We start from the raw sequence: 26638 nt of genomic DNA, 5'->3' as shown, positions 1-26638 counted from the left end.
AATAGTTTCGGAACTTGGGAGTCTGGCATATTGACATATTTGCTTTCAGTTATCATAATTAACACTACATTATAATTATTTTAAATAAGAAGCGACGTCATTGCCGTTTAGCTCAAGGAGGACATAGATATGTATAAATCAATAATTGTTGGTACTGGACCGGCAGGATTAACCGCCGCTATCTATTTGGCTCGTGCCAATTTGAACCCACTAGTAATTGAAGGACCTCAACCCGGTGGACAATTAACCACAACTACAGAAGTGGAGAATTTCCCTGGATTTCCTGAAGGAATCATGGGCCCTGACTTGATGGATAATATGCGTAAACAAGCTGAACGTTTTGGTGCAGAATTCCGTACGGGCTGGGTGAACAGTGTAGAACTTGGAGAGCGCCCTTTTAAGCTGAATGTTGAAGGAATGGGTGTTCTTACTACAGATACATTGATCATTTCCACAGGCGCTACAGCAAAATACCTCGGTATCCCAGGGGAGCAAGATAACGTAGGACGCGGTGTGAGCACCTGCGCTACCTGTGACGGATTTTTCTTCCGTAATAAAGAGATCGTGGTTGTTGGTGGCGGAGATTCCGCACTTGAGGAAGCGGGTTTCTTGACTCGTTTTGCTTCCAAAGTGACTTTGGTGCACCGTCGTGGAGAATTGCGTGCTTCGAAGATCATGCAGGATCGTGTACGCGCTAATGTTAAAGTAGACTGGAACTTGAACCGTACTCCTCTGGAAGTGACTTCGAGCGAAAGAGGCGTCAATGGACTAAAAGTGCTTAACAATGAGACTGGTGAAGAAGAAATCATCGAAGCAAGCGGTGTGTTTGTTGCGATTGGCCACCACCCTAATACCTCTTTCTTAGGTGGACAGATCACAACCAATGCGGATGGCTATATCATGACGAACCCAGGCACTTCCGAAACTAATATCCCAGGTGTGTTCGCATGTGGTGATGTACAGGATACTCGTTACAGACAAGCGATTACTGCAGCAGGTAGTGGATGTATGGCAGCTATGGATGCTGAGAAATATATCGAAAGCTTGGAGCACAGTGCAGTTATTCTATAATTTGGTTTGAAAAACCCTCATTGCTACAATTGATATCATCACTGTATATCTTTTATAGGAGGTCATACCATGGAGAATGTAATTGTATATACCTCAACAAATTGCCCGCATTGCCGTCAGGTGAAGAGCTTTTTAAGCGAAAAAGGCGTATCCTACGAAGAACGCAATGTCGAGCAGAACGATGATTTTGCGCAGCAAGTATGGGACATGGGAGTGAGGGCTATTCCTGTAACTGTAATCGGTGAGCATAAAATTGTTGGCATGAACAAAACTCAGTTCGACAAAGCACTCGCGACTGTTTAAAAATATAAGAATTTATATGCTGCACAACTATAATATCCTTATATTTCTACGAGGAACCGATGTCGTCTTAATAGGACGATAAAGTCGTTTCTTCTTGTTAAATAAGATTTCCGTAAGGAAATTGTAATGGGCCGCCTCCGATCAGGAGGCGGTCTTTTTTGAAATATAAGAAAGTATAATATGCTTGTGAGCTTTAAGCATACAAAAAATAGTCTGACACATCTGTGCGCAGACTATTTTTATGAAAGTAGATCTAGAAGTAGAGTTTAGGTTTGAGTGAAAGATGTAATGAGCTGAAATAGTACGTATACAGCAGCGCCGCTGCCAATAAGAATAAATCCTGATTTCTTTTTAGCTTGAAAAAAACGGAGCACGCCGAGGCTGATCAAAGGGGCAATAATGAGCAGAAAAAGCAACACAGTGATGAACATCTGTGCCGAGATATCAGACGTATCAACATAGGTCATGGACTCGCTCTCCATTTCAAAAAAGGGGTTGTAGTGATAAATGTCACACTAGCTTGACCTTTATTATATAGGATTTCTGTTCTTTTTACTGCACTTTTGATTCACTCAAATGCGTCAATTTTACGTCAATTATTTCAAAATATAAGAATGTATATGTTCCACGCTATAAATTATTCTTATATTTCTCACATAAACGCTTCGCTTACCGTTATGGATTATAGGGTCACCCGAATATCGCCCAGGAAATGCATAACAGCAGAGAAACCTGCGCCGATCATCGTTCCACGGCTGCCGAGCTTAGAGAATGTAATTTCGAGTTGCTGTTTATGGTAAGGAAGAGTGCGCTCAGCTACAACCCGGCGCAGCGGTTCGCCTAGCCATTCTTCAGCCTCAGACAATGCCCCACCGATCACAATAAGTTCTGGATTGAAGCTATTGATTAGATTGGTCACCCCGATACCGAGATATTCACCCATCGTTGAGAAGTGATGCAGGGCGTCTTCTTGCCCGCCGGCTGCATAGCGAACCAGCTCTGGCGTAGTATGGGCAGGGAGGGAGAGATCGGGATTATCATAAGTTTTCTCAGAGGCATATAACTCCCAACAGCCACGACTCCCGCAACTGCAAGGCTTGCCTTGGGCTTCAATCGTCATATGTCCGGTTTCGCCGGCATATCCTCTAGCACCCTTGTATAGTTCTCCACCAATAATAATTCCAGATCCGATCCCTGATCCCGCACTGATGTAAAGGAGATGCCTTACCTCTCGTGCCGCTCCAAAGTTGAGTTCACCCTGTGCACCCGCGTTCGCTTCGTTATCAATGGTGACAGGAACGGAAAATTCAGCTTCGAGTATCGCTCGCAGCTCGACCATTTCCCAGCCAAGGTTGGGAGCGAAGAGTACAACACCATTTTCATCCACCATCCCGGGGACACCTACTCCGATGCCGACGATGCCGTAAGGGGATTCTGGAGCGTTGATAATCAAGCCTGAGATAAGTTTTTTCATTTGTTCCAGAACGTAAGGGAAATCATGGTTTTCTAAAGAAAAATCGCTTTCGTAAAGAATGCCCCCGCTCAGATCACATAAGACCGCTGTTAGCTGCTTTACCCGTAATTCTATGCCGATTACACTACCAGCCATCGTGTTAAAATGCAGCATTAACGGTTTGCGGCCACCGCTTGATTCCCCAGGTCCGACTTCAGTTACCAATTCTTGCGTGCACAGCTCGGCTACCAAATTGGACACAGTAGCTTTATTCAGTCCGGTCATCTCTGAGACCTTCGCGCGCGAGAGTGGAGAGTGTCTTCGAATGGTATGTAGTACAATCGATTTATTTATTTTTTTGACCAGCGCTTGGTCTCCAGTAACCTTCACAAATCACACATCCTTCTTAAATTATAAGAAAGTATAAGCTTCGCGGTATACTTTCTCTTTATAATTCTCGCATAAACGCTTACCGTCCTTAAAAAGGACGCTAAAGGCGTTTTAGCTTGGCATAGTTCCCATTTGTTGTATGCCACTTAGTCTAGAGTGATGTGCTGCAAATTGCAATACGTAGCGTCCAGAGGGAATTTTCCAACAGGGATCTCCTATATTGGGGAAGAGGAGAGAGGAGGCTAGACAGGGTCCCAAAAAATGGTCATAAAAAACTTATCAAAACTTTGTTTAACCAATATACAAAGTCCAAAAGATGTGTTAAGATGACCCTGTAAACGCTTGCGGGCGAAGCACAAATTGAGGAGGATTACACAATGGCTTATTTTGAGACAGTGAACAAAATCTCTTACGAGGGAAGCCGTTCCACCAACCCTTTCGCATTTAAATTTTACAATCCTAAAGAAGTCGTAGCCGGCAAAACTATGGAAGAACATCTGAAATTTGCAATGGCTTATTGGCATACATTAACTGCTGGCGGTTCTGATCCGTTTGGCGCTGAAACAGCAATTCGCAGCTGGAACAAATTGAACGGTCTGGACAAAGCTAAGGCTCGCGCTGAAGCAGCATTTGAATTTATGGACAAGATGGATCTGCCTTACTTCTGCTTCCATGATGTAGATATCGCACCTGAAGGCGCATCTTTGCGTGAATTCTACAGCAACATCGACACTATCGTTGATATCCTTGAACAAGGCATGAAGACTTCCGGCAAGAAATTGTTGTGGAATACAGCTAATATGTTCACTAACCCACGTTACATGCACGGTGCAGGTTCTACACCTAACGCTGATGTTTTCGCACATGCAGCAGCACAAGTGAAGAAAGGTCTGGAAGTTGGTAAACGTCTGGGCGCTAGCAACTATGTATTCTGGGGCGGTCGTGAGGGTTACGAAGAATTGCTGAATACAGATATGGGTCTTGAACAAGACAACATTGCTCGTCTGTTCAGCATGGCTGTAGATTACGCTAAGGAAATCGGCTTTGACGGTCAATTCCTGATCGAGCCTAAACCAAAAGAGCCTACGAAACATCAATATGATTTCGATGCAGCAACAACGATCTCTTTCTTACAAAAATACAATCTCGACAAGCACTTCAAGCTGAACCTTGAAGCTAACCATGCTACGCTTGCAGGTCATACTTTTGAACATGAGCTTCGTGTAGCTCGTATCAACGGCATGCTCGGATCGCTTGATGCTAACCAAGGTGATACATTGCTCGGATGGGATACAGATGAATTCCCAGTTAACATCTACGATGCAACACTTACACTGTATGAAGTACTCAAGAATGATGGTCTTGGCAAAGGCGGAATCAACTTTGACTCTAAAGTACGTCGTCCTTCCTTTGAGCCTGAGGATCTGTTCCTAGCACATATCGCTGGTATGGATACTTATGCAAAAGGCTTGAAAGTAGCTGCTAAATTGATCGAAGATCGCGTATTCGAAGATTTCGTTGAAAAACGTTACAGCAGCTTCAATGAAGGCGTTGGTGCGGACATCGTATCCGGCAAAGCAACTTTGGCTTCCTTGGCTGAATATGCTTTGAACAATGAGAACCCACGTCCTAACCAATCCGGACGCCAAGAATACTTGAGAGCTACCCTTAACCAATACATCTTGGCTGAGTAGTCTTTACAGGGAGCTTGAAGCTTAGGCTTTGAATCCAGTTTGAACAAATGCAACGGGGGTTGCTGAAGAGAGCATTCTTCGGCAGCCCCCTTTTTGTACAAAGATATTCTAGAAATGCTCATAAATCTAAGTGGATGCTTACGAAGTAAGTTTTACTCGAAGTAATTCAATGAAGCCTATGCTCATAAAACTAAGCAGGATGCTTTCGAAGTAAGTTTTATTGCGAAGAGAATCAAGTAGCTAAGCTCCATAAAACTTTTAGGAGGTAAAAAATGAAATACGTTATTGGTGTAGATTTGGGCACTAGCGCAGTGAAGACTGTTCTAGTGGACCCACAGGGCAAGGTGGCTTTTGAGCATTCCGAGTCCTACCCGCTAAGCAGACCGCAGCCGAACTGGAGCGAACAAAATCCTGAGGACTGGGTAAAAGGTACGCTGGTCAGTCTTCGTCGTTTGATTGAAGTATCGGGCATAGATCCATCACAAGTTGATGGTCTTAGCTTCTCCGGGCAAATGCACGGATTGGTACTAGTGGATAAGGAAGGGCAAGTGCTTCGTCCGGCCATTCTTTGGAATGATACTCGTACTACTGCACAGTGCAGAAGAATTGAGAAGACGCTCGGAGCAAAGCTTATTGAGGTTGCTAGAAACCGTGCGCTGGAAGGCTTCACACTTCCTAAAATTCTATGGATACAAGAGAATGAACCTGAGGTATTATCACAAGCGCATCAGTTCCTGTTGCCAAAAGACTATGTCCGTCTCCGGTTGACCGGTGATTATGCGATGGATTATTCCGATGCTGCAGGAACGCTTCTATTAGATGTAGGTTCTAAAACGTGGAGTGCTGAAATTGCTGAAGCTTTTGAACTGCCGCTTTCCCTTTGTCCTAGACTGGTAGAGTCCTTTGAACAGACAGGAACGTTATTGCCGGATATTGCGGAAGCATCAGGTCTTTTATCATCAACAAAGGTATTTGCTGGTGGTGCGGATAATGCATGTGGAGCACTTGGGGCAGGTGTCCTTGGTGAAGGTCGGACGATGTGCAGTATTGGTACATCTGGTGTAGTTCTTTCCTATGAGAGCAACAAAGATTTAAATCTCGAAGGCAAAGTCCATTTCTTCAACCATGGTGAAAAAGATGCCTACTATATCATGGGCGTTACTCTAGCGGCTGGTCATAGCCTTACATGGTTCAAAGAAACCTTTGCGGCAGACAAAAGCTTTGATGAATTGCTAAGTGGAGTAGCTTCCATTCCAGCGGGTAGCGGCGGACTGCTCTTTACACCTTATATCGTAGGGGAACGTACACCTCATCCAGATGCGAATATTCGCGGAAGCTTTATTGGTATGGATTCAGGGCATACGTTGACTCATTTTACACGTTCTGTATTAGAAGGCATCACCTTTTCGCTACGTGAATCTATTGAGATTGTACGTGATTCAGGCAAAGAGATTACAGAAATCATTGCGATCGGTGGCGGGGCTAAAAATGAGGCATGGCTCCAGATGCAAGCAGATATTTTCAATGCATCCATCGTGAAGCTTGAAAGTGAGCAGGGTCCGGCTATGGGAGCAGCGATGTTGGCAGCTTACGGTAGCGGCTGGTTCACTTCTCTTAGTGCATGTGCAGAAGCTTTCATCCGTCCTGCGGATGTGTATAAACCAGATCCGAAGCAAGCGGCGATCTATGACGGTTTATTTAACCTCTATCAGGAAGTCTACGGTCAGACCCGTGAACTGAATAACAAGCTGGCAGCGTACCGCCAATAATTAAGGACGCCGAAGGGTTTATGCTTGATATGTCTGATAAAAAAGGTCTTTCGCATATGGCGAAGGACCTTTTTATGACCATCTCGTTTATTGATCTGAGGATAGGCTGTATTCGTAGTTGTTGCCGTTCCTATTTTTCTTCTGTAAAGTATGGGGTATCTCCAGGGCAGCGTTAAACTCTGCATGAGATAGTGAAGGTTTCGGGGGGCGGAAGGCCATGTTCCAATGGATTGTTAAGCTGTTGAATGACATCAAAATCCGCAATAAGCTGTTGCTTGCTTTTTTACTCACTACGTTACTTCCGGTATTACTGGTAGGCGGTTATCTTACGTTTGAGATGAGGACCATGGCGTTTCAGAGCGCACTGGAACAAGCTTCAATCAACGTAGATCGGGTAAAGAAAAGAACAGAAGAAGTCATCGGTGTATCTCAGGATATCGCATATCGCTTGAGCAATGATGCACGGTTGAAGAGACTTGCCATACGTCAGTATGTTAGCACTTATGATGTGGTGGAAGCTTACCGCGATTACTCGGATATGCGTGAGTATCTAAGGTTGTATAAAGATATATCCAACATTCGCTTATACACTGACAACGCTACGCTGCTTAACAACTGGGAGCTGATCAATCCTTCACCTGAGATTAAGGAGAGCCAGTGGTATCAGAGAGCACAGCGGTACGATAGTCTTGTCGGTTGGGAATATATCGAAGATGAGCGTGATAAGCGGAATTATTTAAGTCTTGTCCGCAAAATCGAGCTGGAGGGCTCCAGTAAGATCGGTGTACTCGTTATTAATGTGAACAGTCAGCAGCTTGCATCCATTCTAAGCCAGGAATCTTTTGATACCATGATCGTCGATGATCAAGACAATATCATTGCAGCGAACCGGAAAGATCGGACAGGTAAAAAGCTGGTGGATGTTTCTTTTGACACGAAGCTCTTGGGGCAGGGAAGTGGAAGCTATGAAGCAGTAGTAGATGGTGAAGCTTCCAAAATTGTGATCGAGGAGCTTAAACCACAAGCCAGCCGAAATGCACTACGAATTATATCTGTTTTTTCGATTGAAAGTATAGTTAAAGAACCCAATCAAGTGATTAAGCTTTCGATTACTGTGGTTGCGATAAGTGTTCTATTGGCCTTTTTAATTATATATAGCTTCTCCTCTTTGTTTTCACGACGATTGCTGCATTTAAGCAGACATATTAACCGAGTCAGTACTGGGGATTTTGATACGACATTAAAGATTGATGGCAAGGATGAAATCGCCCTGTTAGCTCGTCAATTCAATTCCATGGTACGCAGCATTAATGATTTGATGTATGAGGTACAGGAATCCAATGCTCAGAATAGTCTGCTGGAACAGAAACAAAATGATATACGATTCAAAATGCTGGCCAGCCAGATTAACCCGCATTTCTTATTCAATGCACTAGAAGCGATTCGGATGGAAGCTCACATGAAGGGGCAAGTGGAAATTGCCCGTGTGGTACGTCTTCTAGGTAAAATGATGCGCAGTAACCTGGAGGTAGGCCGAAGTAAAATTTTGCTTAGTCAGGAATTAGAAGTGGTACGTTGTTACTTGGATATTCAGCAATTCCGTTATGAGGAGAGGTTGAAATATCAATTTACTGTAGACCCTGCCGTTGAATCTCTTTACATGCCCCCGCTTCTTATTCAGCCACTCGTTGAGAACGCAGTAATCCACGGACTGGATAATAAGATGGAAGGTGCATTTGTGACGGTGGAAGTTGTACAAGTTGGGGATCATGCTAAATTTACGATTACAGATAACGGAGTAGGAATATCTCCAATTCAGCTGGAGGAATTACTGAACACGCTTGAGCGTAAGGAAGAGCGTGAAGGTGAGCGAATTGGACTTCGTAATGTACATGACCGGCTAAAACTATCCTACGGCGCAGAATATGGGCTAACGATTGAAAGTAGACCTAATGTAGGAACGGTTATTTTCTTCTGCATACCAATGGAGGACAACAATCTATGATAAAAGTGATGATTGTCGATGATGAGCCGAAGCTACGGGAAGGACTTCGAAGTCTGATCCCTTGGGAGAAGCTCGGTTATACGGTGGTAGCTACAGCAGCTAATGGCTTGCAAGCACTTGAAAAGTATCATACCTTCTACCCGGAGCTGATCGTTGCTGATATTCGTATGCCTGGAATGGATGGTCTGGAAATGATTAGTGAGCTTCGTAAAGAAGGCTCAGAAAGTCATGTACTCATTTTGAGTGGACATGCTGATTTTGAATATGCTAAGCGGGCGATTGGATATCGGATCGACGGCTATTTGCTGAAGCCAGTGGATGAGGATGAGATGATCGTATGTCTGGAACAGCTACATGAAACGATTGAGCAGGAGCAACGGTTCAGTGACTGGAATGAGGAGGAGCCCGCTCGTAATAGGGAAACTTTACTCCGAGCGCTTCTACAGCCAACCTCAGAGGAAGAACTGGAGGAGGACCTTAGCAGACATGTGGATGCGCTAGGACTCGATCAGGGAAATTATGAAGTCATTCTCATTGAGTTAAGAAAAACAGCTGGTGCAAATGATGAGGATCTCCGGGGAATCAAAACAGTAATGGAACAGCATTTTAGTAATCATCCTAATGCATCATTCTTTACATTGTCACAGTATTTGGGCATTCTCATGAAGGATCCGGACCAGAGCGCGAGCAAGCGGGAAGAATTATATAAGGGATTATCTGCAGTGATAGAACCAAAAGGTTACGACTTCATTGCAGTAGCGGGGGGAGTAGTACCTCGACCTGAAATGGTGGGAGAATCGTTTAATTCAGCACGTGAACTGTTAAGACGTTCCTTCTTCTTCAAGAAGGGGATCATCATCAGTACAGATCCTTCAGGATTTCTGATGGAGATGAAGGAGAAGACTGAAGAGGATCAGGAGACGGAGAGTCGTCTGCTGCTTGCAGTAGAAACCGGAAGTCTGAGCGCGATTCGACCAATAGTGCTGACTATCTGTGCTGAACTTGTATCTGCGGGCAGCGACGAATTGCGAATTAAAGAGAACTTTGTGAGACTCCTTAGTACTGTCCTGGCCCGTCTGGAGCCTATGTATCCAGAAATTCGCACCTATGCAGCAGAGCATTCCCCTCCAATAGGGGAACTTTATCAAAGTTATTATTTGTCTGATTTGCAGGACCAGGCTGTCTCATTTCTCGAAGAAATTGCGGGCCAGATGACCAGTGGGCGTGGAAATGAAATTAAGAAGATTACAGAAATAATCAACCGTCGCTACAATGAGAACCTAAAGCTGGAGACCTTATCCGAGTTATTCTGCTACAACAGCGCTTACCTCGGTAAAATGTTCAAGAACACCACAGGAGAATACTTCAATACGTACGTTGATAAAGTCCGGATTGAGAAGGCTAAGGAATTTCTGACGCAAGGGATGAAAGTATACGAGGTGGCTGAGAAGGTAGGGTATATGAACCCTGATTATTTCAACGCTAAGTTCCGTAAATATGTAGGAATCTCACCAACTTCTTATCGAAAAAGTATTTAAGGATTTATATTCTCAATGTACCATTTTCAATGGCTCCTGATGTTTACCCGCGGCTGAGGTTCAGGTAAGTTTCTGAACCTCAGTCCGCGGGTCTTTTTTTTGTTTTCCCTACTCCCACCAATTGTACGTGGTGAAGTATTAATGTAGTTAAATAGACACCTGCTTAAGCTTATGCGGGTGAAGGGTTAATGCAGTTTCTTTTGATTTTCGGTTCAATAAAATCTGCTGGTAAAGGAGCGAAGAGGAATTTTTGGAACTGTAGAAGCGGAGCGTTCGCCTTTATCCTCGGATTTCTACCGCGAGAAGCGGTTCAAATCAGGAAATCTGAGGATAACAGCGATCGGAAGTCCAAATATTCCGCGTAGCGACTAATATCCAGCAGATAGTTTTATGAACCGTATCAAAAGAATAATGCAAACGCCAGCAGCATTAGCCCCCCTGTGTCGAGGAGCGAAATGAGAATTCACCCCGGACAAAAATCTCTAATTTTCACCTGATTTTAAGTCGAATTTATAGGGTACTGCAATCGCTTACAAAGTTTTAGAATTAAGGCATAGAGAGGAGGGGCTTTATGAAAGCGGACACAGTAACTGCTCAAATCCCGCCGGACACCCGAATGCGCAACAAAAAGCCTGCTTCAGGAGGACGGTTTTGGAGAAGCTTTAAGAATCAAAAGTATTTGTGGCTGATGTCGATACCTTTTGTAATCTGGGCATTCGTCTTCAGTTATCTCCCATTATGGGGCTGGACGATGGCTTTTCAAAAGTACAAGCCCGCACGTGGCTTTTTTGAACAAGAATGGGTAGGTTTTGAACACTTTAAGACATTGTTCAGTGACTCGCAATTCCTTCTGGCGCTGCGTAACACGCTGGCGATGAGCGGAATGGGCTTGGTCGCAGGCTTTATCTTTCCGATAACGTTTGCAATATTGCTCAATGAATTGCGTCTTGGATTTTTTAAACGTTTTGCTCAGACCGTCTCGTATTTGCCTCACTTTGTATCATGGGTGGTTGCAGCGGGAATTGTAACTAAAATGTTATCTAGCGAAAATGGTCTTGTAAACGATCTCTTGTTAACAATTGGATTTATAGACTCACCTATCCAGTTCATGGCTCAGGGCCATCTCTTCTGGGGAATCGTTACTTTATCAGATGTGTGGAAAGAAACCGGATGGAATGCGATCATCTACCTTGCAGCCATCTCGGGTATTGGACCTGAACTGTACGAAGCGGCTCGAGTGGACGGTGCCAGCAGGCTCCGCCAGGTATGGCATATTACTCTTCCTGGTATCCGGCCGACCATTACAGTGCTACTCATTATGTCGATTGGTAATTTGCTGAATATCGGCTTTGAGAAACAATTCTTGCTTGGAAATAACCTCGTTACCGACTACTCTCAGGTGCTGGATCTGTACTCTCTGAAATACGGACTAGGCATGGCGAGATATTCCTACGGTACCGCGATCAATATATTCAACTCAGTGATCAGTGTAATCCTGCTGTTTACGATTAATGGAATCTTCAAGCGTACAACTAAAGAGAGCCTTCTGTAACACAGAAGGCCCTTCTACCAATCGTGGCTGCAATATTGCCCTTTTCATGAAAGGAGAGCGTTACAGTGGGAAACACAGCTATCACCGGAAAGTCGTGGTCAGACCGGATCTTTGACTTCATTGTATACTTTGTAATACTGTTCGTGGTTGTAATCACGATCTATCCGTTTCTGAACGTGCTTGCGATCTCGCTGAATGATTCAGTGGATAGTGTGCGCGGCGGTATCACCATCTATCCTCGGGAATTTACCTGGGACAATTACTTGAAAATCTTCAGTTTCGCAGGGCTGATCACCGGGTTTAAAATATCCGCTTTGCGGACAGTCGTCGGTACTTTGTTCGGTCTGATCAGTGCCTCGATGCTAGCATTTACGATCAGCCGTCCTGACTTTGCAGGCCGCAAGTTCGTCTCCACATTCTTGGCGATGACCATGTATATCTCTGGAGGAATGATTCCAATATACATGCTGATTAAGGATCTCCATATGATGAACAGCTTTGCAGTCTATGTATTACCTGGACTGGTTAGTGCCTTTAATGTCTTCGTCATCCGCTCCTTCATTGACGGCCTGCCGTATGCACTGCAAGAATCGGCGAAGCTGGATGGAGCGAATGACTTTACCATCTACTGGCGTGTCATCCTGCCGCTGATGAAGCCGGCGCTAGCAACAATCGCGCTGTTCCTAGCAGTAGGTCAATGGAATGCATGGTTTGATACGTATTTGTATAATGGTTCAAGCCCTCATCTGACAACACTCCAATATGAACTGATGAAGGTTCTGCAGAGTACAACGAGTGGTAATGGTGGCGATTATCGCTCCAACATTGCTTCTCTAGCTTCGAATCAGGTCTCGCCAGAGTCTATCAAGATGGCGATTACGATTGTCGTAACCGTGCCAATTTTGTTGGTGTATCCGTTCATTCAGAAGTATTTTGTTCAAGGTATGACACTTGGCGCTGTGAAGAGCTAATTACAGCTAACAGGGGAGCATAGTCTCCCCTAAGCTTTAAGAGTGTTTTGTATCCGTTTTCTTTTCTTGTGGGAAGTTTTGGGATAAGTATTAACAGGATTTATCTGTGATACGATAGATAAACAATTTTAAGGAGGGTTTATGTAATGGGGAATAATAGAAAAATAAAAGCTAAAGCAACTGCACTTACACTCACTTCTATTATGATGCTCGGCATGCTCGCAGGTTGTGGTGGAAACAACGGCAATAATGCAGCTGGAGATGCAGCTGGAAATGCAACAAATAAGGGTAACTCGGCTAATTCAGCCAATGCGGTTGAGGATACTTCTCCGCTCACGATGACTTTCTTCAGTGCTGACCCTAACCCGAACTGGACAGGCATGCAAGATGAAGTAGGTAAAGTGATTACGGAAAAAACAGGAGTTACCTTGAATGCTGAATACGCGGTTGGTGACCCTGCTCAGAAAGTAGCGCTAATCGCAGCGAGCGGTGATTATCCGGATCTGATCAGTGCCAAGACCGACGTAAGCAAGCTGGTGGATGCAGGCGCAATGCTTGATCTGACAGATCTGATTGAAAAATATGCTCCGAACATCAAAAAAGTATTAGGCGAAGAAGGCATGAAACGCTCACGCTATAGTGACGATGACCACGCGATCTATGCTATCCCTACGTATGCAGGTGTGGATAACAAATACTTTGATGCTGGCGGCGGATTTGAACTACAACACCGTGCTGTTAAAGAAGCGGGATATCCTGCAATTAAAACTGTCCAAGATTATGAGAACGTAATCAAGGCTTACCTGGAAAAACATCCAACCGATGAAAATGGTAACAAAAACATCGGTCTGACCCTAAATGCAGATGATTGGTACATGTACATTACAGTAACTAACCCAGCATTCACTACTACAGGCTCTCCTGATGATGGAGAATATGCAATTGATATCGACACACAAGAAGTAACTTATCACTTCCGTCGTCCTGCTGAGAAAGAATATTTCCGCTGGCTCAACCATATGAACGATATCGGATTGCTTGACCCGGAAAGCTTCGTTCAAAAGTATGATCAGTACAAAGCTAAAATCGCTACCGGCCGTGTTATTGGTTTGATCGACCAAGACTGGGGTTATGGCGATGGAGAAAGAGCATTGAAAGCTGAAGGTAAGCTGGATCAAGGATACGGACACTATCCAGTAACCCTATCTGAAGAGTACAAAGAAACTTCCTTCTGGCCTACAGGCTTTATGGGTGGTAACGGCATTGGGATCAGTGTAGATGCTAAAGATCCGGTACGTGCAATTAAATTCTTGGACTACTTAGCTTCCGATGAAGGTCAAGTATTGGTTAACTGGGGTATCGAAGGCAAGCATTACAACGTAGTTGACGGCAAACGCGTCATTCCTGAAGATGTGAACAACCGTAAATATAATGACACTACCAATTTCCAAAAAGAAACAGGACTTGGCAATGTCGGATCAAACTACGCTCTGCTTAGCGCTCACTATGGTGACGGCGTATTGGATCCAACTGGAAACTACTATACCACTCGTTTCCCTGAGCAAGTAACAGTAGGCTACAATGCGGTTGAAAAAGAAACACTTGCTGCTTATAAAGCAACAACTTGGAAAGACCTCTTCCCAAATGAAGATGAATTCAAAGTTAAACCTTGGGGCGCGGCATGGAACATCACGATTCCTGGGGATAGCGAAATTGTCGTTCTCGACAACAAGCTGAAGGATATCAGTTGGAAACGGATTCCTGAAGCCATCTTGTCCAAGCCAGCTGATTTCGACAAAGTTTGGGATGCTTACATGGCTGAACTGGATAAAGCTGGTGTGACGAAAGCTGAAGATTTACGTGAAGAGCTGGTTAAACAACGCGTGAAACTTTGGAATGAGTAATTATTCCTGGAACACGGCTAATAAAATAAAAGCATGAAGATGGCGGGAAGTCCGAACGAAAGTCCGGGCTTCCCGCCAATTTCTTTTCATCTGTAATTATAGGATAGGAGGAATATACGTGGGAGAAAGTAAGAACACTGGGGTGCATGATCTCTGGTATAAGCAGCCGGCGGCTGAATGGGAAGAAGCACTGCCCGTGGGTAACGGCCGTTTGGGCGGTATGATCTTTGGCGGAACGGAAGAAGAACTAATTCAACTAAATGAAGACACCTTATGGTCGGGATTTCCGCGGGATACAGCTAATTATGAGGCGCTGCGCCATTTGACTCCGGCCAAACAATTAGTGGCAGAGGGGAAATACAAGGAAGCGGAAGCACTGGTAGATTCCAAAATGTTAGGCAGACGGACTGAATCCTATCAACCGCTCGGAGTCTTGCGAATGAAGTTTAATCTTGGTGGTTCTGTAGAGGATTATCAGAGGGGGCTTGATTTGGATCAAGCGCTTGCTACGGTATCATATACTGCTGGGGATGTAAGGATTGTGCGCGAAGTTTTGGCCAGCAGACCAGATGAACTTATAGTCATTCATATCCGTGCAGAGGGGAAAGAGGGGCTGGGTATTTTGCCGGATTTCTCAGTGGCTCTGACTTCGCCGCATCCTTTCCGACTAGAGATCACTCCGGATGGCGCGCTGATGATGACCGGTCGTGCTCCATCGCATGTGGCTGATAATTATGTAGGAGATCATCCGCGTGCCGTATTATACGAAGAGGGGCTTGGCATAAGTTTTGCAGCTGCAATGGAGATCCGTACAGATGGCGGCAAATGTAATGCTGAGAACGGCATGTTGTCGGTTTCAGGTGCGCGCTCCATTACGATCCGCCTAGCTGCCGCAACCGATTTTGTCGGGTATGACCGGATGCCAGGAAGCGGCGGTAAGCTGCCTTCGGAGTTGTGCCTAGAGCAATTGGCTTTGTCCTCTAATGGATATGCAGAGCTGAAGCAGCGCCATCTAGAGGATCATCAGTCCTTGTTCCGCCGCGTGGAGTTGACGCTTGCACCTTCGTCCTCCCGGATAGAGCTTCCCACGGATGAGCGACTAGCACGGTACCAGGAGGGGCAGGCAGATTCTGCGCTAGAAGCGCTGCTGTTCCAGTATGGCCGCTACCTGATGATTGCTGGCTCACGGCCGGGGACGCAAGCTCTGAATTTGCAAGGGATCTGGAATCCCTATCTCCAACCGCCATGGAACAGCAATTATACGACTAATATAAACACTGAAATGAATTATTGGCCAGCCGAGTTATGCGGGTTGGGTGAATGCCATGAACCTCTAATCGATTTTATTACGGAGCTTAGTGTGGCTGGCAGCCGTACAGCAAATATTCATTATGGCGCACGTGGCTGGACGGTGCATCATAATACAGATTTGTGGCGTATGACGTCTCCGACAGACGGCAAGGCGATGTGGGCATTTTGGCCAATGGGAGGAGTTTGGCTCTCTCGCCATTTGTGGGAGCGTTACGCTTTCCGTCCAGATGAGGAATATTTGCGCAACACAGCTTATCCTTTGTTAAAGGGAGCTGCGTTATTTTGTCTGGATTGGCTGGTAGAGCTGCCTGATGGAAGATGGACAACGGGTCTGTCTACCTCACCGGAGAATGTATTCTTGACTGCTGATGGCATGCCATGCAGTGTTTCAGCTGGCTCAGCTATGGATTTATTGCTGATCGCTGAGCTGTTCAAGCATTGCATTCAGGCTGCTGAGATTTTGAATACCGATGCCCAGCTGAGGCAGGAGCTACGCCAGAAACAGGAACGACTCGCTCATCCTGGGATTGCACCGGACGGACGTATTCGTGAATGGAATGAGGATTTTGCTGAACAAGAGCCTGGGCACCGCCATGTCTCTCATTTGTATGATTTATATCCCGGGAATGTAATTAGTCCTTCCTCCACACCAGAGCTAGCAGAGGCGGCAGCGTTATCGCTTAAGAAGCGCTTGGAAGGCGGGGGCGGACACACGGGCTGGAGTGCAGCCTGGCTACTTAATCTATATGCGCGTTTGAAGGATGGAGAGAGTGCGTATAGCTGTTTACGTCGTATTTTGCAAGATTCAAGTCTGCCGAATTTATTCGGTAATCACCCTCCATTTCAGATTGACGGTAACTTCGGAACTACGGCCGGAGTTGCTGAGATGCTCTTGCAGAGTCATCAGGAAGGGCTTGAATTATTACCCGCTCTTCCGGAAGAGTGGTCTGAAGGCAGTGTGAAAGGCTTGATAGCCCGAGGCGGCTTTATCACAAATATAGAATGGCGTGAGGGACGCTTAACGAAGGCGGAACTGACCTCGACGCATGGACAAATATGCAGAATTTACAGTCACCAGCCTTTGCTCATTCAAAGTCCCGATGGTTCACGAATAGGGATAGAGATGGAATTTGAAACCGTTATAGGAGAGACCTATATCATTACACCGCAAAGCGAATAAAACACATCGTTCTAGCATATAGGCTGTTCTCAGAGTAGAATTATTCTACAGGGAGCAGTCTTTTTTTGCCTAAACGCTCATTATCTATTAAATGGTAGGGTTCATTACAAGTCTATAGGAGCCGGAGGAACGGAATATATATGTGGAAAAAACGCTTCACATTAGTAAAGATCATTCTGGGAGGAGTGATTATATTCGCTGCTATTCCACCGATGATTTATTGGGGCTGGGGTCATGCTTATGCGGCTTCGAGTTCACCCACCCTTCGTTCTGTAAATGAAGTAGCGCAGAAGCTAACGGGTGCAATGAACAACCGCAGGGAGACCATTACTTTTACTTATGAGAGCAAAGCTTCAAATTTGAAAACGAAAATACAAGCGGCTCTGGATCAAGCGATGGCTAGTGACCCTTATTTGTATTACATTATAGACAGCTACGGATATACTTATCGAGGAAGCGCAAGCACTGTAAAAGTTACGGTGGAAGTGAAATATTTGGAGACGCTGGAGCAGACGGCTTTTGTAAACAAAGAAGTGAAGGCTGCGCTGAAGAAGATCATAACGCCGGGCATGAACAATCATCAGAAGGTGAAGGCTATCCACGATTGGGTTGTGCTTCATCTGAAGTATGACACTTCGTATCGTAAATATACGGCTTATGAAGGATTAAAGAGTGGCAGCGCCGTTTGCCAAGGGTATTCGCTGTTGACCTATAAGCTGTTAAAGGAGGCTGGATTCACGAATAAAATCGTTGAGGGTACAGCCAAACAGCCTGGAGGACGTAGCCAGTTGCATGCCTGGAATCTTGTGTTGTTAGATGGAAGGTGGTATCATCTCGACACGACTTGGGATGACCCGACCCCTGATAAGGCAGGTGTGGTTAGCACAGCATACTACTTGAGAACGGATGCGCAGATGCGTCAGGACCATAGCTGGACGAAGTCTTATCCGGCAGCTTCTGTAGGCTATCATAAGACCTTGTCTGCGCTTGTGGAGCGTGGAGGACAGAATGCGGCTGTCTATAAACAGCTTCAGAAGGATCTCAATTATGAGCTATATGCCGAGGAGCTAATTGTACGTTCGGTAGGAGATCTGACTCGGCTAGCGAATAAGGCAATTGCCTCCGGTGAGGTGTCTATATTATTCCGTTATCAAGGGAGTGGGACCAAGCTTAAGAATGACCTGCAGGAGCTATATAAGCTTGGACTAGAGGATGTATCTTACTCCAGTTCTGCTTTTGACAATACAGGCGATCTCAAAGTGTTTGTGACTTGGGAATAGAAGGATAACCAAAAAGGACATCCCATAAGCCTAAATGGCTACGGGACGTCCTTTTTTTTGTTTTTTTACCGGGTCTATTTATTCTGGGTGAGTACTTAGGTCGCATTTATCCAAAGGAATAATATTGCTCTTCCGGAACCAGCGATAGCCGACCCAGATCAAGACAAACAGCGGCAAGCTAATATAGGAAACGGCGATACCATACCAGTCGATATTTCCACCTGAGAAGGCGCCCATATTCTGACCGAGGATAGCTACAATACAAAGTCCTAAGGCAAAGATAGGTCCGAATGGGAACCATCTAGCTCGGTAAGGTAGTTCATCTAGCGAATGCCCTTGTGCTATAAAAGCACGTCTGAAACGGTAATGGCAGACCGCAATACCCAACCAGTTAATAAATCCGCACATACCAGAGGCGTTCAGTAGCCAGTTATATACGGCACCGTCACCAAAGAATGAAGCGAGAAAGGCGAGCATTCCGACAGCCGTAGTTACTAGCAAAGCGCCAACAGGGACACCACGGCGATTGAGCTTACCCAGTGCGCGCGGAGCCATGCCATCCTTAGCCATTGCATACAGGACACGGGTGGAAGCATACATTCCTGAGTTCCCTGCCGACAGTACAGAGCTGAGAATGACGGCATTCATTACGGATGCAGCAATTGCAAGCCCGGCTTTATTGAACACGATCGTAAACGGACTGACTCCGATGTCATCGATGCCTCCACGCAGAAGATCTGGATTCGTATAAGGAATCAACATTCCGATTACAAATATAGCAAGGATATAAAAGATTAATATACGCCAGAATACTTGGCGGATCGCAATTGGGACGTTGCGGCGTGGGTTCTCGCTCTCACCAGCAGCAACGCCGATTAGCTCGGTACCCTGGAAGGAGAATCCGGCTGCCATAAAGACCCCGACGAAGGCGAAGAAGCCACCGTGGAAGGAGCTGCCCCCGATTTGGAAGTTACTGAAGCCTACGGCTTCTCCACCCATAATGCCGAATATCATGAGGACACCGACAACGAGGAAGGCGATAACGGTAATGATTTTGATAATGGCAAACCAATATTCTGATTCCCCGTAGCCACGAGCAGATAGGAAGTTTAGGCCGAACATCAGCAGTAGGAACACCAGACTCCAGAGAAAGGAAGGGCTGTCCGGGAACCAATATTTAATGATGACGGTAGCCGCTGATAGCTCTGCTGCAATCGTAACCGCCCAGTTATACCAGAAGTTCCAGCCGATGGCGAAGCCAAAGGCGGGGCTGACGAAACGAGTGCCGTAGGTACTGAAGGACCCGGAGTCCGGTAAATAGGTGGCGAGCTCCCCAAGACTAGTCATGAGAAAATAAACCATTACACCCACTGCCGTGTAAGCTAGAAGCGCTCCACCAGGTCCTGCTGAAGCGATCGCGCCGCCACTGGCTAGAAACAGACCCGTACCAATAGATCCGCCAAGTGCGATCATGGTCAAATGTCTTGCTTTGAACGATTTTTTTAGCGCAGGCTGATTTATGTTGCCTTGCGCTGGGTTTTGCTGATTGCCCTGCATGAATATGACACTCCTTATGATCTAATCTTACTGTTCATGAACGGGGAGTGCTGAGCTGCTGACTCCCGCAAGGCGGGAGGTATACTTCGTGATTTCCAGAAGGTTATGGATGACTGTACGAAACATACAAATTCTGTAAACGCAAAGAAGCCGCAAACTATGTCTGCGGCTTCCATCTATACAGCTCCGCATCATACTCCCTGTGAAGATAGCGCAACACACTGCAGTCTGCTACTTACGCAGGCTGTACAATGTGACAGTTCCGTGCCTTTCGGCAACGGCCCCAGCCTGCACCGCTGTAAGAGCTACAGCGCAAGCTTCGGCGGATATTCCTTTCGGCGTGATTCATAGACGGCTCTAACGTCTCCACACGCGTACTCTTTATATCCGCGACCTCTACCTCATCTTAGTATGACGAGGCTATCTTTACTTCATTCATTTATAAACATCAGGAATTAGTATAAAGCAAGTTTACTTCTCAAAGCAATGACAAAATCAGGTACTTCCATGTTAATTACGACGGCGTTCTGACATCTGTTGCCATACGGTGCCTGCTGCGGCTTCACCTGAGGCGATACGCTCCAAAGCCATCTTGGCCTGAAGGCCAACCTCGAACTCTGGATCATCCGCTGCAAGTGTGAGCGCATCTTGAGCTTCGGATGTACCAACTTCGTAGAGAAAACGAGCTGCGCGCCAGCGGACAAGCTTGCTCTTATCTGTTAGCGCCGCCGTCATCACTGGCGTGGCGGCAGGATCGCCGATGTCGGACAGCGTATCGCCAGCCGTACGTCTTACGGCTGGGGCGCTGTCAGCCATCGCCTCATAGAGCAGCTCCATCGCCTCAGGCGTACGAAGGTCGCCTAGATACACAACCGCAAGCCTGCGAATATGCAGCTTGGAATCGTGTAGCGCCGCCTTAAGCTCCGGCAGGAGCTCCGCCGTCGGCGTAAGATCCTCTAGCGCGGCGTAGCGCACGCGCCAATCCTCATGCTTCAGGTCTCGCAGCAGCTCATCCTGTGTGCGAGTTCGTCTCTGCTCGACGAACTCACCTTCGGCTCCGTGCGCAATGGCTTGCTGCACGAGGGAGTCGAGGCGTTCCTGCGGATACGCTGCCTCGATCTCTTGCTCGACCTCGCGCGCAATGTCCGCGGGCTCGCCATAACGCACGCCGTAATCGGTGAGCTTGCGCTCTTTGATCATCACGGCGCTAGCCACATCCATAACCGCTTTAGTAAAGCGGTTAGCTAAGGATATGCGCTCTTCATTCGCGCCCGTTTTGACGCGGATTTGCATCGGAATTCCGCGGAACAATTGGACGAAGACTTGCGCTTCCCCAAAATGAGCACCGGCATTCTCGTCAGCTAGGCTCCAATCTCCAGTTACACCTTCGCTGTTAGCGAAGCGGCTTTGAACTTCTCTTAGAATGGCTGCCCAATCGGCATTGCCTTTGCGCTCAAGTGCTGCGAAGTCAGCAGCATGATAAATGCTAATAACGCCCGGTATCGTTAACATTTCACGTGCCCAAGCAGGTGCGGAACGCTCACTTTCTGGAGTATAGGTTCTGCGAATTCCGGGTTCTAAACTTTCGTCCAAATGTAGCTTCATCGTATTTGGACTTGGAGTCGGTTCAATAAAAGTAATCTTCATACGTAGCTCCCCCTTGAACGGTATATGCACCGCCATACTTTATACACATATTATCTCATTTCTGGTGTGAAACCAAAAGAACTCTTCTATTATTTCGCTAAAGTCTGCAATTGTGATGAATAAAAGGGCGAACCTTTATCATGCTATTTGTATATTTTGCAAAATACGCTGCTGTTCAATATAGTTGTAGTATATTCGCTAAAGCTAGGATTGCTCGGTAAACTTCTGTAGAAGAGGTGTTGTATGCCTAAAACTCGTTACCATAACGTCGATAATGTAAGTACCGATAAATCATTAAAGGAATTTCGCCAGTGGCGTGAGGAGCGTCGTCGCAAGAAGAAGGACTATTCATATGTTGTACCGAATACGCCGCCCAGATTATCTTATCTGTCTGAGAATCGATTGGAGTCTACCATTACGTGGATTGGGCATTCAACATTTTTCCTTCAATATGAAGGGATGAATATCATTACAGATCCCATCTGGGCGAGAAGGCTGGGCTTTGAGAAAAGACTAGGACAACCTGGGATTCCACTTAGCGAAGTGCCACCGATTGACCTGATTCTGATTTCGCACTCTCATTATGACCATTTGCATATCGCCTCTATCCGCAAATTATATCGGGCAGGGACAACGCTTGTAGTTCCTGTTGGTCTGAAGCGAAAAATGCTTCGAAAAGGGTTCCGCAACTGTGTGGAAATGGAATGGTGGCAGGAGATTAAGCTAGGTAAGATCAAGCTTAGTTTTGTGCCTACTCAGCACTGGACGCGGAGAACACCATGGGATACGAATACTTCTCATTGGGGTGGGTACATCTTGGAGCCCGCTGATTCCGGAAATCAGAAGTCTTCTCCGAATCTTTATTTCGCTGGGGACAGCGGTTATTTTCCAGGCTTTAAGGAGATCGGAAGTCGTTATAAGATCGATATCGCGCTTATGCCGATTGGGGCTTATGAACCGGAATGGTTCATGACCTCTCAGCATGTAAATCCTGAGGAAGCCATTCAAGCTTTCCTAGATGTAGGGGCGGAGACCATGATTCCGATGCATTACGGTACCTTCAGACTTGCGGATGATACCGCCCGGGAAGCACTGGATCGCATGGAGAACGCCCGAGTTAAACATGCGATTTCGGAGGAAAGAATTCGTACACTCGGTTATGGAGAAACACTGGTCGTACAAAAGGAGAATCGCACATCTGGGGAATAATTGAAAAAATTCCTCCTTAAAAGTTGTCGCCGTAAAACAGTTGGAATAAGTTTTGTAGGAGTGAGATCAGCTTAAATGCCTATTTCACGGGATTTTTGCACTGATTTTATGCTATAATGAGCCGAAACCCTAAAGTGAAAAGGATGGTAATGCGTAATGATTAGCACAAGCGGCGTAACACTCCGCTACGGAAAACGCGCTCTCTTCGAAGATGTAAACATAAAATTCACCCCTGGTAACTGCTATGGTTTGATTGGTGCCAATGGTGCTGGTAAATCAACCTTTCTGAAAATTCTGTCTGGGGAGATTGAAGCGAACACGGGTGATGTTCATATAACACCAGGTGAACGCCTTGCAGTTCTGAAGCAGAATCATTTCGAGTACGATGAATTCCCAGTACTTGAAACAGTAATTATGGGTCACACTCGTCTTTATGAAATCATGAAAGAAAAGGACGCGCTTTATGCGAAGTCTGATTTCACGGAAGCAGATGGTCTGCGTGCCGGTGAGCTTGAAGGCGAATTTGCCGAACTTAATGGCTGGGATGCAGAGCCGGATGCGGCGGCTATGCTGATCGGTCTGGGCATTATGCGTGAACTGCATGATAAGAAAATGGCCGAACTGAGCGGCAATGAGAAGGTACGGGTACTCTTGGCACAAGCCTTGTTTGGCCGTCCAAACAACCTCCTGCTCGATGAGCCTACCAACCACTTGGATCTAGAATCGATTGGCTGGTTAGAGAACTTCCTCATGGATTATGAAGGTACTGTTATCGTCGTATCCCATGACCGTCACTTCCTGAACAAAGTATGTACGCATATTGCGGATATTGATTTTGGCAAAATCCAGATGTACGTTGGTAACTACGACTTCTGGTACGAGTCCAGTCAGCTTGCTCAAGCTTTACAGCGTGATTCGAACAAGAAGAAGGAAGACAAGATCAAGGAACTGCAAGCCTTTATTCAGCGTTTCTCGGCCAATGCTTCCAAGTCTAAACAGGCGACTTCTCGTAAGAAACAACTCGAGAAAATTACGTTGGATGACATTCGTCCATCTAACCGTAAATATCCGTTCCTCAACTTCAAACCTGAACGTGAAGCAGGTAAGCAGCTTCTGACGATCAGCGGATTGACCAAATCGGTTGAAGGTGAGAAGGTTCTTGATGAAATCAGCTTTGTAGTTAACAAAGGTGATAAGATTGCTTTCGTGGGTCCTTACTCCCAGCCTAAATCATTTCTATTTGATGTGATCATGGGTGAGCAGGAAGCGGATGCGGGTGAATATGCGTGGGGCGTCACTACAACTCAAGCTTATTTCCCGAAAGATAACTCCAGCTATTTCGATGGCGTGGACTTGAATCTCGTAGAATGGCTGCGTCAGTATTCTAAAGATCAGGATGAGACGTTCCTGCGTGGATTCCTTGGACGGATGCTGTTCGCCGGAGAAGAAGCACTGAAGAAAGCGAGTGTATTGTCCGGGGGCGAGAAGGTTCGCTGTATGTTGGCGAAGATGATGCTGAACGGTGCGAACGTGCTTGTATTCGATGAACCTACCAATCACTTGGATCTGGAATCCATTACGGCACTGAATAACGGACTGATCGATTTCGACGGGACTATTCTCTTTACTTCCCATGACCATCAGTTCATCCAAACGATTGCTAACCGTATCATCGAGATCACACCTACAGGTGTAATTGATCGCACGATGACTTACGATGAGTATTTAGAGAATCCTGAAATTAAGGAAATGCGCCAACGCATGTATCCTGTAGAAGTATAATATTTACTTTCCGTTATGCGGAAGGAACCCGTTAAGCAGCTACTCTAATCCTGATAGGATTAGGGTAGCTGTCTTTATAATTTCGATTTTGAAAAGGTAACGGTAGGTGAAGCATGTGGACAGAACTATTTTTATTATGAGGCATGGGGAGACCAAGTTTAATACGCAAGGTCGTTACCAAGGCCAATTGGATTCACCTCTGACTGAGCATGGAATGGATCAAGTCAGACAAATGGGTAGGCTGCTTCGTTATTCGGTGGAGCATCCCTCCGAATGGAAGGTGATTTCAAGTCCACTTGGGAGAGCGCTGCAAAGCACACAAATTTTGTGTGAAATCTTAGGTTATGATTTCAATGAAATAGAAACGGATTCTAGGTTAAGTGAAGTTTCCGTTGGTTCTTGGTCAGGGCTAACGCTCAAGGAAATTGAACAGGGCTGGCCGAATAGTCTTGAAGATACGACTATGTATGATTGGTATTTTCGTTCACCAGATGGAGAGAGCTATGAAGCGGTTCAGGAGCGTGTCACAGACTGGCTGGATAGCTTGTCCTCCACTCCGCGGGTCATTGCGGTTACACATGGATTAACAAGTAGAATTCTACGGGGAGTAAACGCGGGGCTTGCAAGACAGGAAGCCTTATCACTTGAGGTTTCCCAAAGCGCATGTTTTCAGTTGGCTAATTGTACAATAAAGAGAATCAGTTATGAATTTGATGAGTTCTAGCCCATCCTTTAAGGCAGACGAACGCATAAAAGGCTGCGTTGTCCCTGAGGGATGCGCAGCCTTTTATGTTTATAAAATAGTACTAGGATCCGCCGGTACGACGGCGTTGGTTGTTAGGCTTTTTGTTATTCTGACTTTTTAGTGGTTTAGCGGATCCGGCCTGAAAAGTTGATCCAGGTTTGGAGGAAGATTGTTGTTTCTTCTGCTCCAGCTTTTGCCGGATAGCTTCAGCTAAATTGATTTTTCCTTTTTCATTGTTTTCGCTCATTATGATAACCTCCTTTGAAGCAAGTCCTTCACTTTATTCTAATTGTTTTTAAATGCTGCTACAAGGGCAAGAATAATTGAAAGAATTCTTTTCTAACAAAACAGAAAACGAGGAGATAGCCAAAATGGTTGATATTTACGAAGATATACGTAAAGGCGAGCGTGGCGCTTGGGTTAGCATAGCGGCTTACCTCATTTTATCGACTTTCAAGCTGGTTAGCGGTTATCTATTCGCCTCTAGTGCATTGGTCGCGGACGGAGTCAATAATTTAACTGACATCGTAGCATCTGCAGCCGTGTTGGTTGGTCTAAAGATTTCGCGGAAGCCACCTGACTCTGACCATGCTTATGGACATTTTCGGGCAGAGACGGTAGCTGCATTGTTGGCTTCTTTTATTATGGCGGTAGTAGGTATTCAAGTGATTGTGGAGGCGGTGCGGTCCTTTTTCGATCGTGCAAAGGAAACCCCGCAGCTATGGTCTGCTGGTGTGGCTCTAGTGTGTGCAGTAGCAATGATGGGAGTATACATATACAACAAAAGGCTGGCTAAGCAGATAAATAGTAGTGCACTCATGGCAGCGGCGAAAGATAATTTTTCGGATGCTATGGTTAGTATAGGTGCTGCTGTTGGGATTGTAGGTGCTCAGTTCGGACTGCCATGGATTGATTCTGCGGCGGCAGTAGTTGTCGGACTGATTATCTCTAAGACGGCATGGGATATTTTTCGTGACTCGACCTACCGGCTTACGGATGGCTTTGATGAAGATAGATTGATGGATCTACGTAGTACGATTGCTCGAACACCGGGAGTAGAGGGGATTAAAGATGTGAAGGCACGGGTTCATGGGAATCATGTACACGTGGATGTTGTAGTGGAGGTAGACGCGAATATTACAGTGGTGGAAGGTCATAGGATCAGTGACTCCATTGAAGAGAGAATGAGCAAGCTACACAATATTATGAATGTACAGGTGCATGTGGAACCTAAAGATTAAATTTGAAAAATTCTATTTTAAGGAAAAAACAAACAT

20 protein-coding genes and 1 riboswitch are annotated in these 26638 nt (G+C 45.8%); of the genes, 15 read left to right on the top strand and 5 right to left on the bottom strand.

Features of this window, described 5'->3' with window-relative positions; translation table 11 throughout:
- Nucleotides 1-129: 129 nt before the first annotated feature.
- Nucleotides 130-1071, top strand: a complete 942-nt coding sequence (trxB, locus tag ACFWMP_RS27300) for a thioredoxin-disulfide reductase (protein WP_042191901.1) — start codon at nt 130-132, stop codon at nt 1069-1071.
- 69 nt (nt 1072-1140) lie between these two features.
- Nucleotides 1141-1374, top strand: a complete 234-nt coding sequence (locus ACFWMP_RS27295; protein ID WP_042191899.1) for a glutaredoxin family protein — start codon at nt 1141-1143, stop codon at nt 1372-1374.
- A 266-nt stretch (nt 1375-1640) separates the two neighbouring features.
- On the opposite strand, the gene ACFWMP_RS27290 is transcribed toward ACFWMP_RS27295, so the two are convergent.
- On the bottom strand, nt 1641-1841 hold the full coding sequence (locus ACFWMP_RS27290; RefSeq protein WP_042191897.1) for a hypothetical protein: 201 nt from the start codon (nt 1839-1841) through the stop codon (nt 1641-1643).
- Between the two features lie 215 nt (nt 1842-2056).
- Nucleotides 2057-3217: an ROK family protein gene (locus tag ACFWMP_RS27285; protein ID WP_339243511.1), complete on the bottom strand. Its 1161-nt coding sequence runs from the start codon at nt 3215-3217 to the stop codon at nt 2057-2059.
- Between the two features lie 377 nt (nt 3218-3594).
- Here ACFWMP_RS27285 and xylA point away from each other — a divergent pair, with 377 nt between their 5' ends.
- The 9 genes from xylA (at nt 3595) to ACFWMP_RS27240 (ending at nt 18421) form a co-directional block, all read left to right on the top strand.
- Nucleotides 3595-4911: a xylose isomerase gene (gene xylA, locus ACFWMP_RS27280; protein WP_042131068.1), complete on the top strand. Its 1317-nt coding sequence runs from the start codon at nt 3595-3597 to the stop codon at nt 4909-4911.
- Between the two features lie 272 nt (nt 4912-5183).
- On the top strand, nt 5184-6680 hold the full coding sequence (gene xylB, locus ACFWMP_RS27275; protein WP_042191893.1) for a xylulokinase: 1497 nt from the start codon (nt 5184-5186) through the stop codon (nt 6678-6680).
- Nucleotides 6681-6897: 217 nt separating this feature from the next.
- A complete protein-coding gene (locus tag ACFWMP_RS27270; RefSeq protein ID WP_076285491.1) occupies nt 6898-8685 on the top strand; it encodes a sensor histidine kinase in 1788 nt (595 codons plus the stop codon).
- Entirely contained in the window at nt 8682-10223 is a 1542-nt protein-coding gene (locus tag ACFWMP_RS27265; RefSeq protein WP_379425368.1) for a response regulator, read from the top strand. Before ACFWMP_RS27270 ends, ACFWMP_RS27265 begins: the two co-directional genes overlap by 4 nt.
- Before the next feature lie 616 nt (nt 10224-10839).
- Nucleotides 10840-11775, top strand: coding sequence for an ABC transporter permease (locus ACFWMP_RS27260; RefSeq protein ID WP_231573511.1), 936 nt, complete (start codon nt 10840-10842; stop codon nt 11773-11775).
- Nucleotides 11776-11840: 65 nt separating this feature from the next.
- On the top strand, nt 11841-12746 hold the full coding sequence (locus tag ACFWMP_RS27255) for a carbohydrate ABC transporter permease (RefSeq protein WP_042191881.1): 906 nt from the start codon (nt 11841-11843) through the stop codon (nt 12744-12746).
- A 146-nt stretch (nt 12747-12892) separates the two neighbouring features.
- Complete coding sequence (locus ACFWMP_RS27250; protein ID WP_379425366.1) at nt 12893-14650, top strand: ABC transporter substrate-binding protein; 1758 nt, start codon at nt 12893-12895, stop codon at nt 14648-14650.
- Nucleotides 14651-14768: 118 nt separating this feature from the next.
- Entirely contained in the window at nt 14769-17141 is a 2373-nt protein-coding gene (locus ACFWMP_RS27245; protein WP_379425365.1) for a glycoside hydrolase family 95 protein, read from the top strand.
- Nucleotides 17142-17281: 140 nt separating this feature from the next.
- The gene (locus tag ACFWMP_RS27240; RefSeq protein WP_340972873.1) at nt 17282-18421 is read left to right on the top strand and encodes a transglutaminase domain-containing protein; all 1140 of its coding nucleotides are present in this window, start codon (nt 17282-17284) and stop codon (nt 18419-18421) included.
- A gap of 78 nt (nt 18422-18499) precedes the next feature.
- Here ACFWMP_RS27240 and ACFWMP_RS27235 read toward each other — a convergent pair whose 3' ends face one another.
- Together ACFWMP_RS27235 and ACFWMP_RS27230 are read right to left on the bottom strand one after the other, a co-directional pair.
- Entirely contained in the window at nt 18500-19978 is a 1479-nt protein-coding gene (locus tag ACFWMP_RS27235; protein WP_042131059.1) for an amino acid permease, read from the bottom strand.
- A gap of 201 nt (nt 19979-20179) precedes the next feature.
- A riboswitch (Lysine riboswitch) is annotated at nt 20180-20385 on the bottom strand.
- A gap of 103 nt (nt 20386-20488) precedes the next feature.
- Nucleotides 20489-21625, bottom strand: coding sequence for a virulence factor (locus ACFWMP_RS27230; protein ID WP_076300664.1), 1137 nt, complete (start codon nt 21623-21625; stop codon nt 20489-20491).
- A 243-nt stretch (nt 21626-21868) separates the two neighbouring features.
- On the opposite strand from ACFWMP_RS27230, the gene ACFWMP_RS27225 reads away from it, so the two are divergent.
- From ACFWMP_RS27225 to ACFWMP_RS27215, 3 genes are all read left to right on the top strand, one after another.
- Complete coding sequence (locus ACFWMP_RS27225; RefSeq protein WP_042191870.1) at nt 21869-22834, top strand: MBL fold metallo-hydrolase; 966 nt, start codon at nt 21869-21871, stop codon at nt 22832-22834.
- Nucleotides 22835-22990: 156 nt separating this feature from the next.
- The gene (locus tag ACFWMP_RS27220; protein ID WP_379425362.1) at nt 22991-24616 is read left to right on the top strand and encodes an ABC-F family ATP-binding cassette domain-containing protein; all 1626 of its coding nucleotides are present in this window, start codon (nt 22991-22993) and stop codon (nt 24614-24616) included.
- 115 nt (nt 24617-24731) lie between these two features.
- A complete protein-coding gene (locus tag ACFWMP_RS27215) occupies nt 24732-25340 on the top strand; it encodes a histidine phosphatase family protein (RefSeq protein ID WP_379425360.1) in 609 nt (202 codons plus the stop codon).
- An 82-nt stretch (nt 25341-25422) separates the two neighbouring features.
- Here the strand turns inward: ACFWMP_RS27215 and ACFWMP_RS27210 are convergent, their stop codons facing one another.
- Nucleotides 25423-25608, bottom strand: a complete 186-nt coding sequence (locus ACFWMP_RS27210; protein WP_042191867.1) for a hypothetical protein — start codon at nt 25606-25608, stop codon at nt 25423-25425.
- A gap of 124 nt (nt 25609-25732) precedes the next feature.
- On the opposite strand from ACFWMP_RS27210, the gene ACFWMP_RS27205 reads away from it, so the two are divergent.
- Nucleotides 25733-26602, top strand: a complete 870-nt coding sequence (locus tag ACFWMP_RS27205) for a cation diffusion facilitator family transporter (protein ID WP_042191865.1) — start codon at nt 25733-25735, stop codon at nt 26600-26602.
- Nucleotides 26603-26638: the final 36 nt, after the last annotated feature.

It is taken from the genome of Paenibacillus sp. NPDC058367 (assembly GCF_042723305.1).
Taxonomy (GTDB): domain Bacteria; phylum Bacillota; class Bacilli; order Paenibacillales; family Paenibacillaceae; genus Paenibacillus_AQ.
Note: the sequence above shows the minus strand (reverse complement) of the source record. Positions and strands in the feature narration are given on the sequence as shown.